14 protein-coding genes are annotated in these 14,598 nt (G+C 70.9%); 2 read left to right on the top strand and 12 right to left on the bottom strand.

Annotated features, from left to right (window positions below; translation table 11 throughout):
* Nucleotides 1-79: 79 nt before the first annotated feature.
* Entirely contained in the window at nt 80-757 is a 678-nt protein-coding gene (locus tag ACIPJI_RS31200) for a M23 family metallopeptidase (RefSeq protein ID WP_307707648.1), read from the bottom strand.
* A gap of 565 nt (nt 758-1,322) precedes the next feature.
* Here ACIPJI_RS31200 and dacB point away from each other — a divergent pair.
* Entirely contained in the window at nt 1,323-2,921 is a 1,599-nt protein-coding gene (gene dacB / locus ACIPJI_RS31205; RefSeq protein WP_402250141.1) for a D-alanyl-D-alanine carboxypeptidase/D-alanyl-D-alanine-endopeptidase, read from the top strand.
* A gap of 159 nt (nt 2,922-3,080) precedes the next feature.
* Here the strand turns inward: dacB and ACIPJI_RS31210 are convergent, their stop codons facing one another.
* Nucleotides 3,081-5,606 (bottom strand): ATP-dependent Clp protease ATP-binding subunit, encoded by a 2,526-nt coding sequence (locus tag ACIPJI_RS31210; RefSeq protein ID WP_005314109.1) that lies wholly within the window; start codon nt 5,604-5,606, stop codon nt 3,081-3,083.
* Nucleotides 5,607-6,037: 431 nt separating this feature from the next.
* Here ACIPJI_RS31210 and ACIPJI_RS31215 point away from each other — a divergent pair, with 431 nt between their 5' ends.
* Entirely contained in the window at nt 6,038-6,604 is a 567-nt protein-coding gene (locus tag ACIPJI_RS31215) for an SCO3374 family protein (protein ID WP_402250144.1), read from the top strand.
* Here the strand turns inward: ACIPJI_RS31215 and ACIPJI_RS31220 are convergent.
* The 10 genes from ACIPJI_RS31220 to ACIPJI_RS31265 all read right to left on the bottom strand — a co-directional run bounded on the left by ACIPJI_RS31220 (nt 6,583) and on the right by ACIPJI_RS31265 (nt 14,593).
* On the bottom strand, nt 6,583-6,918 hold the full coding sequence (locus ACIPJI_RS31220; protein WP_005314111.1) for an Lsr2 family protein: 336 nt from the start codon (nt 6,916-6,918) through the stop codon (nt 6,583-6,585). The genes ACIPJI_RS31215 and ACIPJI_RS31220 overlap by 22 nt on opposite strands.
* A gap of 146 nt (nt 6,919-7,064) precedes the next feature.
* Nucleotides 7,065-7,592, bottom strand: coding sequence for an amino-acid N-acetyltransferase (locus tag ACIPJI_RS31225; RefSeq protein ID WP_005314113.1), 528 nt, complete (start codon nt 7,590-7,592; stop codon nt 7,065-7,067).
* A 9-nt stretch (nt 7,593-7,601) separates the two neighbouring features.
* Complete coding sequence (locus ACIPJI_RS31230) at nt 7,602-7,997, bottom strand: BlaI/MecI/CopY family transcriptional regulator (RefSeq protein WP_189470353.1); 396 nt, start codon at nt 7,995-7,997, stop codon at nt 7,602-7,604.
* Nucleotides 7,998-8,101: 104 nt separating this feature from the next.
* The gene (locus ACIPJI_RS31235) at nt 8,102-8,275 is read right to left on the bottom strand and encodes a hypothetical protein (RefSeq protein WP_402250147.1); all 174 of its coding nucleotides are present in this window, start codon (nt 8,273-8,275) and stop codon (nt 8,102-8,104) included.
* A 14-nt stretch (nt 8,276-8,289) separates the two neighbouring features.
* Nucleotides 8,290-8,877: a hypothetical protein gene (locus tag ACIPJI_RS31240; RefSeq protein WP_307710444.1), complete on the bottom strand. Its 588-nt coding sequence runs from the start codon at nt 8,875-8,877 to the stop codon at nt 8,290-8,292.
* A 239-nt stretch (nt 8,878-9,116) separates the two neighbouring features.
* Entirely contained in the window at nt 9,117-9,914 is a 798-nt protein-coding gene (locus tag ACIPJI_RS31245) for a type III pantothenate kinase (RefSeq protein ID WP_005314126.1), read from the bottom strand.
* On the bottom strand, nt 9,914-10,918 hold the full coding sequence (nadC, locus tag ACIPJI_RS31250) for a carboxylating nicotinate-nucleotide diphosphorylase (protein WP_189470359.1): 1,005 nt from the start codon (nt 10,916-10,918) through the stop codon (nt 9,914-9,916). Before nadC ends, ACIPJI_RS31245 begins: the two co-directional genes overlap by 1 nt.
* Before the next feature lie 2 nt (nt 10,919-10,920).
* Nucleotides 10,921-12,633: an L-aspartate oxidase gene (locus ACIPJI_RS31255; RefSeq protein ID WP_402250150.1), complete on the bottom strand. Its 1,713-nt coding sequence runs from the start codon at nt 12,631-12,633 to the stop codon at nt 10,921-10,923.
* Nucleotides 12,630-13,676 carry a pantoate--beta-alanine ligase gene (gene panC / locus ACIPJI_RS31260; RefSeq protein ID WP_307707641.1) on the bottom strand — a complete coding sequence of 349 codons (1,047 nt, stop codon included), beginning with the start codon at nt 13,674-13,676 and terminating at the stop codon, nt 12,630-12,632. Before panC ends, ACIPJI_RS31255 begins: the two co-directional genes overlap by 4 nt.
* A complete protein-coding gene (locus ACIPJI_RS31265; RefSeq protein WP_402250151.1) occupies nt 13,673-14,593 on the bottom strand; it encodes a Rossmann-like and DUF2520 domain-containing protein in 921 nt (306 codons plus the stop codon). Before ACIPJI_RS31265 ends, panC begins: the two co-directional genes overlap by 4 nt.
* Nucleotides 14,594-14,598 lie beyond the last annotated feature (5 nt).

Consider the following 14,598-nt stretch of genomic DNA (forward strand, 5'->3'; position numbering starts at 1 on the left):
CGCACGAAGGCCCCGCCCGGATTCGGGCGGGGCCTTCTGATCACCCGGCGCTGTGCGACGGAGCAGGCTCAGGCGTGCGTCACAGGTTGACGCCGGCGGCGCGCAGGAACGACATCGGGTTGAGCGCCGAGCCGTAGTTCGGCGTCGTGCGGATCTCGAAGTGCAGGTGCGGGCCGGACGAGTTACCGGTGTTGCCGGACTTGGCGATGTTCTGGCCGGTCTTCACCTTCGCGCCCACGTTCACGTTGATCTTCGACAGGTGGGCGTACTGGGAGTACTTGCCGTTGTTGTGCTTGATCACGATGGCGTTGCCGTAGGCGGGGCCGTCGCCGCCGCCGTTCGGGCCCGCCTTGACGACGGTACCGGCGCCGGCCGCCTTGACCGGCGTGCCGATCGGCACAGCGAAGTCCTGGCCGGAGTGCTTGGCGGACCACATGGCACCACCCTGCGCGAAGCTCGCGGTCAGCGTGTACTTGTTGACCGGCTTGACCCACGCCGGGGCCTTCTTGGCGGGCTTCTTCTTGGCGGTCTTCTTGGCGGCCTTCGCCTTCGCGGCGTTCGCCTGGGCGTCGGCCTGGGCGGCGACGGCAGAGGCGGCGTCCACGACGGCCGGCTTGGCCGCCTTGCCCGCGTCGGCGGAGGCGACACCCGCACCGGCTCCGACGACCATCACGGCACCCATTCCGGCGGCCACGACAGCACCACGGGTACGGAGCACGGACGGGCGGAGCTGGTGGATCATGGTGCGCTTCGACATACGGGAGAACCTCCGGGCATGAATGGACCCGACGCATTCGCACCGGGCTGGCTCCACATTGGTAACCCGTGCTCCCAAGTCGCCTCAAACCCCCCAACTACGACATTGCGTCGTAGTGGCATCCACGGAAATACGGCTCTTGACGCCCGCCCGAGCCGCACCACACCGCCCGAAAATGGGGCCTCTTATGCCCGGGACCGACCGGTTTAACCGCACGTCCTGGCCACGGGGCCCCAGGACGGGCCCCCTCCGGCCCGGCCTGCGGGCCGGAGGGCCGAAGGTCCCGGACAGGCCGCACCCCCAGTGGGGGGCAAAACGGATATTCCGATCACTAATCCACCTAGTAGCACCCAAAACGCCTGTGCGCCTTGTCACGGAGGGGCCCCTTCGGGGGGCCCGGAATCGTGAGCCAGGCCACGCACGACAGCCGTCGGAAAGTGCTCCGGACCACACCGGAAAAGGGGCCGCGTGGTGACCGGGACCACTGAATTCGGCCTCTTCACCGCCTGGAAGTCCCGCCGCGCGTCCTTCCGGGAAGGATCCGCTTCCGGGATCCTCGTGTGCCATGAGTAGACCCGTGGTTCGTATCCGTCACCGCGCGCTGCGCCGCGCATGGATCTGGCCGCTCGCCGCCGGCCTCGCCTGCACGCTCACCTGGAGCTCGCCGGCCGGGGCCGGTCCGTCCGACACCGGCCTCAAGGGTGCCCTCGACAAGGTCCTCGCGGACCCCAGGACGGACGGTGGCGCCGTGAGCGTCGTGGTCGCCGACGCCGCCACCGGTGAGCGTCTCTACCAGCGCGACAGCGGCGACCGTCTGATGCCCGCCTCCAACACGAAGCTCGCCACCTCCGCCGCCGCCATGGCCGTGCTCGGCCCGGACCACCGCTTCAGCACCGACGTGCTGACCACCGGCCGCCGCCAGGGCGCCACTCTCACCGGCGACCTGTATCTGCGGGGCAGCGGCGATCCCACCCTGCTCGCGGCCGACTACCGACGCCTCGCGGCGGACGTCGCGGCGTCCGGCATCAAGCGCGTCACCGGACACCTCGTCGCCGACGACACCCGCTTCGACGACCAGCGTCTTGGCCGGTCCTGGGCGGCCGACGACGAGTCCGCCTACTACTCCGCACAGATCTCGGCGCTCACCCTCGCGCCCGACACCGACTACGACTCGGGCACCGTCGTCGTCGAGGTCGCTCCGGGTGCCCGGCCGGGGGAGCGTCCCCGGGTGAAGCTGACCCCGCCCACCGACTACGTACGCCTCGACGTCAGCGCCACCACGGTCGAGACGGGCCGACCGGACACCCTGGCCGTCTCCCGGGAGCACGGCACGAACAGGCTCACGATCAGCGGTGACGTCCCGGTCGGCGCGGCAACCGCCAAGGAGTGGATCGCGGTCTGGGAACCGACCGGCTACGCGGCCGCCGTGTTCGCCGACGCACTCACCGAGCACGGCGTACGGCTCTCGGGCACTCCCCGCCTGGGCCGACCGACCCCCGCCGGGGCGCGCACCCTCGCCTCGCACCGCTCCATGCCGCTCAGCGAACTGATGCACCCGTTCATGAAGCTCTCGAACAACATGCACGCGGAGGCGCTCACCAAGGAGATGGGGCACCGGGCGTCCGGCCAGGGCACCTGGGACGCGGGCCTCGCCGCGATCGGCGCCCAACTGGAGAAAGAGGGCGTCAGGACCTCCACACTCCGCCAGGCGGACGGCTCCGGACTCTCCCGGATGAACATGTTCCCGGCGGCGGAGCTCGCGAGCCTGCTGCTCTCGGTCCGCGACGCCCCCTGGTTCGCCGACTGGTACGCGTCCCTGCCCGTGGCCTGCGCCCCCGACCGCGCCGTGGGCGGCACGCTGCGTTCCCGCATGTGCGGCACCCCGGCCGCGCTCAACGCCCGGGGCAAGACCGGTTCGCTGACGGGCGCCTCCGCGCTGTCGGGATACGTCACCGACGCCGCGGGACGCCAGCTCGTCTACAGCGTCGTCCTCAACAACTACCTCGCCTCCTCGGTGAAGAGCATCGAGGACGCGGTCGTCGTCACCCTGGCGTCCTCGGACACGGCCGCGGGCACGATCGTGCCCGCGTCGCCCTCACGCGCCCGCACCGCGGAGCCCGAGGCCTCGCTGGAATGCTCCTGGCGCAAGCCCGCCTCCTGCTGACCCTGTCAGGGCCCGCAGGCGACAGCGGGCGGGCCCTGTTCCGCCGGTAACAGCAGGCGGGCACAGACACCACGGCACGTCGCGGCACGCGAAAGGGGCGGGCCCCGGACCTTGTGGGTCCGGGGCCCGCCCCGTCACGTCAGCCGGCCGACAGGGCCGTTACGCGTCCTTCGACAGGTTCGGACCGGTGCCACCGGCCGCCTGCTCGATCGGCGGGACGTCGGGCAGAGCCGACTTCTCCTCGCCGCGGAAGGTGAACTTCTTCTCCTCACCCTCGCCCTCGGTGTCCACGACCACGATGTGACCGGGGCGCAGCTCGCCGAAGAGGATCTTCTCCGACAGGATGTCCTCGATCTCGCGCTGGATCGTCCGGCGCAGCGGCCGGGCGCCCAGGACGGGGTCGTAGCCCTTCTTGGCAAGGAGCGACTTGGCCGTGGCGCTGAGCTCGAGGCCCATGTCGCGGTCCTTCAGACGCTCGTCCACCTTGGCGATCATGAGGTCGACGATCTGGATGATGTCTTCCTCGGTGAGCTGGTGGAAGACGACCGTGTCGTCGACACGGTTGAGGAACTCGGGCCGGAAGTGCTGCTTCAGCTCTTCGTTGACCTTGACCTTCATCCGGTCGTAGTTCGACTTGACGTCGCCCTGGGCGGCGAAGCCCAGGTTGAAGCCCTTGGAGATGTCCCGGGTCCCGAGGTTGGTCGTCATGATGATGACCGTGTTCTTGAAGTCCACGACGCGGCCCTGGGAGTCGGTCAGACGACCGTCCTCCAGGATCTGCAGAAGGGAATTGAAGATATCGGGGTGGGCCTTCTCGACCTCGTCGAAGAGGACGACGGAGAACGGCTTCCGGCGCACCTTCTCGGTGAGCTGGCCGCCCTCTTCGTAGCCCACGTATCCGGGGGGCGAACCGAAGAGACGGGAAACCGTGTGCTTCTCGCTGAACTCCGACATGTCGAGGGAGATCAGCGCGTCCTCGTCGCCGAAGAGGAATTCGGCGAGCGTCTTGGAGAGCTCGGTCTTACCCACGCCGGACGGGCCGGCGAAGATGAACGAGCCACCGGGGCGCTTCGGGTCCTTCAGACCGGCTCGCGTACGGCGGATGGCCTGCGAGAGGGCCTTGATGGCGTCCTTCTGCCCGATGACGCGCTTGTGGAGCTCGTCCTCCATGCGCAGCAGACGCGAGGACTCCTCCTCGGTCAGCTTGAAGACCGGGATGCCGGTGGCGGTCGCGAGGACCTCGGCGATCAGCTCGCCGTCGACCTCGGCGACGACGTCCATGTCACCGGCCTTCCACTCCTTCTCCCGCTTGGCCTTCGCCGCCAGCAGCTGCTTCTCCTTGTCGCGGAGCGAAGCTGCCTTCTCGAAGTCCTGGGAGTCGATCGCGGACTCCTTGTCGCGGCGGACACCGGCGATCTTCTCGTCGAACTCGCGCAGGTCCGGCGGCGCGGTCATCCGGCGGATACGCATCCGGGAGCCGGCCTCGTCGATCAGGTCGATCGCCTTGTCCGGCAGGAAGCGGTCCGAGATGTACCGGTCGGCCAGGGTGGCGGCCTGGACCAGCGCCTCGTCCGTGATGGAGACCCTGTGGTGGGCCTCGTAACGGTCGCGCAGACCCTTGAGGATCTCGATGGTGTGCGGCAGCGACGGCTCCGCGACCTGGATGGGCTGGAAGCGGCGCTCGAGCGCTGCGTCCTTCTCCAGGTGCTTGCGGTACTCGTCGAGCGTGGTGGCGCCGATGGTCTGCAGCTCACCTCGCGCCAGCATCGGCTTGAGGATGCTCGCGGCGTCGATCGCGCCCTCGGCGGCGCCCGCACCCACCAGGGTGTGGAGCTCGTCGATGAACAGGATGATGTCGCCGCGGGTGCGGATCTCCTTGAGGACCTTCTTCAGGCGCTCCTCGAAGTCACCGCGGTAGCGGGAGCCGGCGACCAGCGCGCCGAGGTCCAGGGTGTAGAGGTGCTTGTCCTTGAGGGTCTCGGGCACCTCGCCCTTGACGATGGCCTGCGCCAGGCCCTCGACGACCGCCGTCTTACCGACGCCGGGCTCGCCGATGAGGACCGGGTTGTTCTTGGTACGGCGGGACAGCACCTGCATGACCCGCTCGATCTCCTTCTCGCGCCCGATGACCGGGTCGAGCTTGGACTCACGAGCGGCCTGGGTGAGATTCCGGCCGAACTGGTCGAGGACGAGGGAGGTCGAAGGCGTGCCCTCGGCCGGGCCGCCTGCCGTGGCGGCCTCCTTGCCCTGGTATCCGGAGAGCAGCTGGATGACCTGCTGCCGCACCCGGTTGAGATCGGCGCCCAGCTTCACGAGGACCTGGGCGGCGACGCCCTCACCCTCGCGGATCAGGCCGAGCAGGATGTGCTCGGTGCCGATGTAGTTGTGGCCCAGCTGAAGAGCCTCGCGGAGCGACAGCTCCAGGACCTTCTTGGCACGGGGCGTGAAGGGGATGTGACCGGACGGGGCCTGCTGGCCCTGGCCGATGATCTCCTCCACCTGCTGGCGGACCGCCTCGAGCGAAATCCCGAGGCTCTCCAGGGCCTTAGCGGCGACACCCTCACCCTCGTGGATAAGGCCCAGGAGGATGTGCTCGGTGCCGATGTAGTTGTGGTTGAGCATCCGGGCTTCTTCCTGAGCCAGGACGACAACCCGCCGCGCGCGGTCGGTGAACCTCTCGAACATCGTTAATCGCTCCTCAGAGCGGTCAGGCAGTAAGGGGTCGGTCCCCTCCCTGTCCTTCCGCAGCTTAGTCCCGCAAGCGGGGACCGCTCATTCCAACTGCCGACACCCGTCTGTGGCCTCCTGACCCCTGAACGCCGACAACTGCTCCAACCCGATGGTGCGAGACGATGTTCCCGCAGGCCAGGCAGTTACCCCCACCGCCACTACGCCGATGGCGAACGTGAGACTGCCGTGCGAGCGTGTCGCCCCTCCCCACTAGGAATGTCTTACCCGCAGCCACCGACAGTCCATGCAGCGTGCACCCCGTCCCTCAGCTACGGGCGAACAACCTTGCGCCGTTCCTCGCGCATGCGCGCCCCCCATTCGGCGACGGTGAGCGATGACGACGGCACTGTGCGTAACCCTCACGGCGGCTGCGGAGTTTGCGGGACATGCCCTTCACCGTGCCGTCCCCCCGCGCGCCCTTCGAGGGCGGCACCGCGCAGTGGTACCGCAGCGAGCTCGGCTGGGCGGCGACGGACGGCAGTCCCGTGCGGCTCACGACGGGGGTGCGGTTCGACGTGCTCGACCTGCCGGCGGACGCCGGAGCGGCGGTGCTCCGCCGGGTCACCCGGACCGGACCGGTCGCCCTCATGGGGCAGCGCATGCGGCTGCTGGTCGCTCCGGGAAGCGCGGAGGAGCTGCCGGGACTGCTCGACTGGCTGGAATGGGGCGGTGTCGATCTCGACCTGACGGCCCTCGGCACGGGCGGAGCGATGACCGCCCCGCCGCCGCCCGGGCGCCCTGGCACCTGGCCGGCCGCCATGTGGCTGCGGCCCCCCGCGCCGGGGCGCGAGGCACAGCTGCCCGCCCTCGCCGGCCTCGGGGGCAGTGGGGATGCCCCCGATCTCGTACGGCTGGTGGACACGGCGGCCACCGAGTGCCACCGCGCCCGGCTGACGCGTACGGCGCGTACGGATACGCGACGGGCGACGAGTCAGCCGTTGGCCTTCTCGTAAGCCTCACGAACCGTCGCGGGGACACGGCCGCGGTCGTTGACCTCGAAGCCGTTCGCCTTCGCCCAGGCGCGGATCTCGGCGGTGTCCTTGTTGCCGCCGGTCGTCGCGCGGCCCTTGCCACGGCCGGTCGCCGCACGGCCACCGGTACGCCGGCCGTTCTTCGTGTACGGCTCGAGCAGACCCCGGAGCTTGTCCGCATTGGCGGTGGTGAGGTCGATCTCGTAGGTCTTGCCGTCCAGTGCGAACGTCACCGTCTCGTCCGCCTCGCCGCCGTCGAGGTCGTCGACAAGAAGGACCTGAACCTTCTGTGCCACCGGGATTTCCTTTCATCGAAAATGCAGTACGCGGAAAGGAAACCGCTTTTCCTTGGAAAACACAAACCCTTGACAGAGGTTCAGAACCCCGAGAACGCGGGAAACGTGCGCGATTCGGACATAGGGATCCGGCGCTCTAGTGGCGATCACAGGTGCAGAAGCATCCGACTGTTGCCCAAGGTGTTCGGCTTCACTCGTTCGAGACCGAGGAACTCCGCGACACCCTCGTCATAGGAACGCAGGAGCTCGGCGTAGACATCGGTGTCGACGGGTGTCTGAGTCTCCCCGATCTCGACGAAGCCGTGCTTACCGAAGAAGTCCACTTCGAAGGTGAGGCAGAAAACTCTGCGCACTCCGAGCCGGCGCGCGGTGGCCACCAGCTTCTCGAGAACCTGGTGTCCGATGCCGTGGCCCTTGAAGGCCGGGTCGACGGCGAGAGTGCGCACTTCCGCGAGGTCCTCCCACATGACATGGAGAGCGCCGCACCCGACAACCAGGCCGTCCTCGTCGCGTTCGGCGACCCAGAACTCCTGGATGGCTTCGTAAAGGGTCACCGTCGCTTTGTCGAGCAGGATGCCTTCCCCGACGTACGGGTCCACGAGCCGGCGCACGTCCGGCACATCGCCGGTCCTCGCGCGCCGGACGGTGAAGGCATTTGCTGCGGCATAAGGCATGGGCCGACGCTATCGCTCCGCGGCTCCGGGCTCCTCGGCGGCCTCGTTGCCCTGAACGAGACGCACTGCGGCTTGCAGCGACTCACGCTGCTCGGGGGACATCATGCCGAAGAAGGCGACAAGAGCCGCCGCGGGGTTGTCGCTCTTGGACCAGGCTTCGTTCATCAGTGCGGCTGCGTAGGCGGCGCGGGTGGAGACCGCTCTATATCGATAGGCCCGGCCCTCGACTTCCCGGCGGACCCAGCCCTTCTGATGGAGATTGTCCATTACCGTCATGACGGTGGTGTAGGCGATGGACCGTTCCTTCTGGAGGTCTTCCAGGACTTCCCTGACCGTCACCGGCCGGTTCCATTGCCAGATCCGTGTCATGACGGCGTCTTCGAGCTCTCCCAATTGGCGGGGCACACCACCACCATAGTGGGAGATCCAGGGTCAACCGCCCTTTGACGTGACAAAAAGGACGCACGGCGGGAATTCCGCCGTGCGTCCTCGACCGTCGGGGACGGCTCTCAGTTGTCGCGTCCGGCCTGCGGACTTGACTCCGCCCGGGACAGCGCCGCGTCCACGGCGGCGTCCTCCTTGGCCTTGTTCGGACCGCCCTGGCTCTTGACGATCGTCACGACCAGGCCGATGAAGAACACAGCCATCACCACGGGCGGCACAAGCGCGGAAACGTAGTCCATGCCGTCCAGGGTAACTAGCCGACGGCCCACTGCTCCGGTGGGGGCACGGGCTTACGGCGCGGCGGGAACACCTCGGAGGGCTTGGGAACAGGGCGCTCGTCCGGCGCGGGCTGCTTCGGCTGTGGCTGCGGTTGCGGCTTGGGCTTCGGCGCGTCGGCGGCGCGGCCGCCGGGGAGGGCGAGGAGCCGGGCACGCCGGGGCTCCTGGGCGGGCGCCGGGACGTGGACCGTGCGGCCGGCGAGCCGGTCGCGCACCGACTGCTCCGCCAGGCCCTGACAGCGCCGCAGCACGGCCGCGGCGGCCGGATTGCCGCGTAGGGCGCGCAGAGCCGCCAGATCGTCCGGGCGGGGGTCGTAACCGGCGGCGAGGGCGTCCTGGAGGCGCTCCAGGTAGCTGGTGGCCGTGCCGGGCAAGGCGTCGCGGTAGCGGGCGAGGTCGGCGACGAGGAACGCACGCAGCCGGCCTGCCTCGCGGACCGCCTCGTCGACGGAGTCGGCCAGGCGCAGACATTCCCGGACGTCGTCGTCGGCCAAGGGGACGGGGTGAAGGGCGACGGCGAGGGCGCGTCGGAGCACACGCAGCTCGTCCGCACCGAACGCCATGCCGCCACGGGATCCGTATGGCGTGGGCATGCCTTGGACGATACGTGCTAAATGGACAAAATCCTCTTAACGCCCGAACGTGGGCGCGGCGTGGAGCGAAGCCGGAGGCGTTGACGGGCGAAGCCGGAGGCGTTGACGGGCCCGGTGCGGGTCACGCCGCGGCCCCGTACGAGCGGGCGCCGACCGTCAGCGGCCTCGGCCCCGGGCAGGGGCGCCAAAAACCCCGGCGCCCCTGGGCGTCACATGCGGGAGACGTTGCGCTCGTAGACCAGGCGAAGACCGATCAGCGTCAGCCACGGCTCGTGCTCGTCGATCGCCGTCGCCTCGCCGAGGACCATCGGGGCGAGACCGCCCGTCGCGATCACCGTGACGTCGTCCGGGTCCTCCGCCAGCTCGCGCTTCATCCGCTGGACGACGCCGTCCACCTGGCCCGCGAAGCCGTAGACGATGCCGGACTGCATGGCCTCCACGGTGTTCTTGCCGATCACGCTCCGCGGGCGGGCCAGCTCGATCTTGCGCAGCTGCGCGCCCTTGACGCCGAGCGCCTCGACGGAGATCTCGATGCCGGGAGCGATCACACCGCCGGTGTACTCGCCCCGCGCGCTGACCGCGTCGAACGTCGTCGCCGTGCCGAAGTCGACGACGATCGCGGGGCCGCCGTAGAGGTCCACCGCGGCGACCGCGTTGATGATGCGGTCCGCGCCGACCTCCTTCGGGTTGTCCATCAGGATCGGCACGCCGGTCTTGATGCCAGGCTCCACCAGGACCGCCGGGACGTCGCCGTAGTAGCGGCGGGTCACCTCGCGGAGCTCGTGCAGCACCGAGGGGACCGTGGAGCAGATCGCGATGCCCTCGATGCCGTCGCCGAGTTCGTCGCCGAGCAGCGGGTGCATGCCCATCAGGCCCTGGAGCAGGACGGCGAGCTCGTCGGCGGTGCGCCGTGAGTCGGTGGAGATGCGCCAGTGCTCGACGATCTCCTCGCCGTCGAACAGGCCCAGGACGGTGTGGGTGTTGCCGACGTCGATGGTGAGCAGCATCAGCTCTCGACCTCACGGAGGTCGAGGCCGATGTCGAGGATCGGCGAGGAGTGCGTGAGGGCGCCCACCGCGAGGTAGTCCACGCCGGTCTCGGCGTACGCGCGGGCGTTGTCGAGCGCGAGCCGGCCGGAGGACTCCAGGACCGCGCGGCCCGCGACCAGCGTGACCGCCTCCGCCGTCTCGGCCGGGGTGAAGTTGTCGAGCAGGATCAGATCGGCGCCCGCGTCCAGGACCTCGCGCACCTGGTCGAGGGTGTCCACCTCGACCTCGATCGGCAGGTCAGGGAAGCGGTCCCGCACGGCCTTGAAGGCCGCCGCGACGCCGCCGGCCGCCACCACGTGGTTGTCCTTGACCAGCGCGGCGTCGGACAGCGACATGCGGTGGTTGACGCCACCGCCGCAACGCACGGCGTACTTCTCCAGGGCGCGCAGGCCGGCCGTGGTCTTGCGGGTGTCGCGGACCTTCGCCTTGGTGCCCTCGAGGACGTCGGCCCAGGCGCGGGTGGCCGTGGCGATGCCGGAGAGACGGCACAGGATGTTGAGTGCGCTGCGCTCGCCGGTCAGCAGGTCGCGGGTGCCCGCGGTGACGGACAGGAGCTTCTGTCCCGCCTCGACGCGGTCGCCGTCCTCGACGTGCCGCTCCACCTCGAACTCGGTGGTGCAGACGATCGACAGGATCGCCTCCGCGACCCGCAGACCGGCGACCGTGCCCGCCTCACGGGCGGTGAAGTCGCCGGTGGCGACGGCGTCCTGGGGGACCGTCGCGACGCTCGTCACGTCGACGCCGCCGTCCAGGTCCTCCTCGATGGCCAGGTGCGCGATGTCCTCGACCTGGACGGGGTCGAGCCCGGCCTCGGCGAGGAGCGTGGCGAGCGCCGGGTCCAGACCGCACTCGTACACCTCATCGGCGCAGCCGCAGTCGTCCCCGCAGCCGCCGCCGGCCGGGGCGCCGATCTGGATCAGCGGTACGTCCACGGGGCTCGGGCGTTCATCGGGCGTGCTCACGGTTACGGCTCCCTGGGTGCGTCGGGGACGGACAAGGTATCGGTGGACGGGAAGGCGGTCCCGTCGGTGTGCCGGACGACGAGCCGGCGGTCCGGCGCGAGCCGTACGACGAGATGGCGGCGCCACTCGGCGTCGTCGCGCTCGGGACGGTCCTCGCGCCAGTGGCAGCCGCGGGTCTCCTCGCGCTCCAGGGCCGCCGCGGTCAGTACTCGGGCCACGCACAGGAGGTTCGAGGTCTCCCACGACTCGACGCCGGGCTCCGCGGTCTTTCCGGAGCCTGCGCGCTCCTGCACGGCGGTCACATACACCGACTCGAGGGCGGCGGCCGCGGCGGCGAGCGACGCCGCCGAACGCAGCACGCCCGCGCCGTGGGACATGATCCGCTGGATCTCCGCGCGCTCCTCGGGGGCGATGAGCGGCAGCAGGGACGGCTCCCGGGGCGCGGCGGGCGCGACGGCCGGCCAGGGCCGCCTGGCGGCGATGTCGGCGGCGATGCGCTCCGCGAAGACGAGCCCTTCGAGCAGCGAGTTGGACGCGAGCCGGTTGGCGCCGTGGACGCCGGTGCAGGCGACCTCGCCGCAGGCGTAGAGGCCCGGGACGGTGGTGCGGCCCTGCAGGTCGGTGCGTACGCCGCCGGACGCGTAGTGGGCGGCGGGAGCGACCGGGATCGGCTCGGTCACCGGGTCGAAGCCGTGGGCCCGGCAGGCGGCGAGGATCGTGGGGAAGCGCTGCTCCCACATCTCGGCGCCGAAGTGGCGTGCGTCCAGGAGCATATGGTCGGCGCCCTGCTGCTGCATGCGGCGCATGATGCCCTTGGCGACGATGTCGCGCGGGGCGAGCTCGGCCAGTTCGTGCTGTCCGACCATGAAGCGGACGCCGGCCGCGTCGACCAGGTGGGCGCCTTCGCCGCGTACCGCCTCGGAGACGAGCGGCTGCTGGCCCTCGCTGTCCGCGCCGAGGAACAGCACCGTCGGGTGGAACTGCACGAACTCGATGTCCGAGACCTCCGCGCCGGCGCGGAGCGCGAGCGCCACGCCGTCGCCGGTGGAGACAGCGGGGTTGGTGGTCGCGGAGAAGACCTGGCCCATGCCGCCGGTGGCGAGCACGACCGTCGGGGCGTGGACCGCGCCCACGCCGTCGTGCTGGCCCTCGCCCATGACGTGCAGCGTGATGCCGGCCGTCCGCCCGTCCGCGTCGGTGAGCAGGTCGAGGACCAGGGCGTTCTCGATGGTCCGCAGCCCCTGGTCACGGACCGCGTCGACCAGGGCGCGGGAGATCTCCGCGCCGGTCGCGTCACCGCCGGCGTGGGCGATGCGGCGCCGGTGGTGGCCGCCCTCACGGGTCAGCTCGATCTCGCCGGAGGCCGGGTCGGTGTCGAAGTGCGCGCCGGTGGCGATCAACCGGCGCACGGCGTCGGGCCCCTCGGTGACGAGGGCCCGCACCGCCGCCTCGTCACACAGGCCGGCGCCCGCCACCAGGGTGTCCTCCAGGTGCTGTTCCGGGGTGTCGCCGTCACCGAGCGCCGCGGCGATGCCGCCCTGCGCCCAGCGGGTGGAGCCGTCGTCGAGACGGGCCTTTGTGACGACGACCGTGTCCAGACCGGCCGCTGCGCAGCGCAGGGCCGCCGTGAGTCCGGCGACACCCGAGCCGACCACGACGACGTCCGCGTCGATGGCCCAGCCCGGGGCGGGGGCTGTCAGCCGTATTCCGGTCACTTGGCGGCTCCGTCGGTCAGGGCGGTCCCGGGATGCGCGGTCCCGAAGTCCAGGGGGATGTTGTCGATGAGGCGGGTCGAGCCGACCTTGGCCGCGACGGCGAGGACCGCCTCGCCCCTGTGGTCGTCGGGCACCTCCTCGAAGGTCGCCGGGTCGACGAGTGCCACGTAGTCCAGCGCCAGCGGTGGTTTCGCCTTGGCCGCCTCGTCCAGGACGGTCCGGGCCGCGGCCCGCACGGCGTCGGCGCCGACGGGCGGCCATGCCTGGGCGACCGCGTGCGCGTCCGCCGCCGCGCGGGCCTCGCCGAGCTTGGAGAGCGCGGCGGCCCGGGTGGGCGCGGCCGGCACCGCTTCCGCCCTGGCGTGCAGGGCCTGCTGGGCGGCGAGCCGGTCGGCCGCAGCGAACAGGGCGCGGGAGAGGGCGAGTGCGGTCCGTCGCTCGCTCGCGGACAGGTAGCGGTTGCGGCTGGACAGCGCGAGGCCGTCCTCCTCGCGGACGGTGGGCACGCCGACGATCTCGACCGGGAAGTTCAGGTCGCGCACCATCCGGCGGATCAGGGCCAGCTGCTGGGCGTCCTTCTGCCCGAACAACGCCACGTCGGGGCCGGTGAGATGCAGAAGCTTGGCGACGACGGTGAGCATGCCGTCGAAGTGGCCGGGGCGGGTCCGGCCTTCGAGCCGCTCCCCCATGGGGCCGGCCGTGATGCGGACCTGCGGCTGCCCGCCCGGGTAGACCTCGTCGACGGACGGGGCGAACACCACGTCGGCGCCCGCCTCTTCGGCCGTCCGGAGGTCGGCGTCGAGGGTGCGCGGGTAGCGGTCGAGGTCCTCGCCCGCGCCGAACTGGAGGGGGTTGACGAAGACAGTGACGATGACGAAGCCCTTGGGGCCGACGCGCTCCCGGGCGGTACGGATCAAGGAGGCGTGTCCCTGGTGGAGGGCGCCCATGGTCATCACGACGGCGGTGCGGCCGGGGACGGCGTGGTGCTCCACCACGTACCGCAGGTCCTCCCTGGTCGGTACGAGCTCGAAGGCGTGGCTCATCGCAGGTCCCCCTCGGCCAGCACGCCCAGCAGGTCCTCCGCGAGCTCCGGCTTGAGCATGCCGTGCGCGAGTGCGCGGTCGGCGGTCGTACGGGCCATCGCCAGATAGCCGGCGACGGCGGCGGGAGCGTGTTTGCGCAGCTCGGCGACGTGCGCGGCGACGGTGCCCGCGTCACCCCTGGCGACCGGCCCGGTCAGGGCGGCGTCACCGGAACGCAGGGCGTTGTCCAGGGCGGCGCCGAGGAGGGGGCCGAGCATCCGGTCGGGGGCGCCGACGCCCGCGGCGCGCAGCAGCTCCATCGACTGGGCGACCAGCGTGACGAGGTGGTTCGCGCCGAGCGCGAGGGCCGCGTGGTAGAGCGGGCGGTTCTGCTCCTCGATCCACTCGGGCTCGCCGCCCATCTCGATGACCAGAGCCTCCGCGGCCAGCCGCAGCTCCTCGGGCGCGGTCACGCCGAACGAGCAGCCGGCCAGTCGCTGCACGTCGACCGCCGTGCCGGTGAAGGTCATCGCGGGGTGCAGGGCCAGCGGCAGCGCCCCGGCCCGCAGGGCGGGCTCGAGCACCTTGGTGCCGTACCGGCCGGAAGTGTGCACGAGCAGCTGCCCGGGCCGCACGGCGCCGGTCTCGACGAGACCTTCCACCAGGCCGGGGAGCGCGTCGTCCGGGACGGTCAGCAGCACCAGCTCCGCGCGGGCCAGCACCTCCGCGGGCGCCACCAGCGGGACGTCGGGGAGCATGGCGGCGGCCCGGCGGACTGAGGCGTCGGAGACTCCCGATGCGGCGACCGGCCGATGACCGGCGAGTTGCAGGGACGCGGCGAGCGCGGGCCCTACCCGTCCCGCTCCGACCACGCCGACGGTCAGTCGGGCGGGGCGGTCCCGCGGGTCGAGCGGTTCCTGTGGTGCTGTGGGATTCACGCGGC

It is taken from the genome of Streptomyces sp. NPDC086835, assembly GCF_044745705.1.
In the GTDB taxonomy this organism is placed as follows: Bacteria; Actinomycetota; Actinomycetes; order Streptomycetales; family Streptomycetaceae; genus Streptomyces.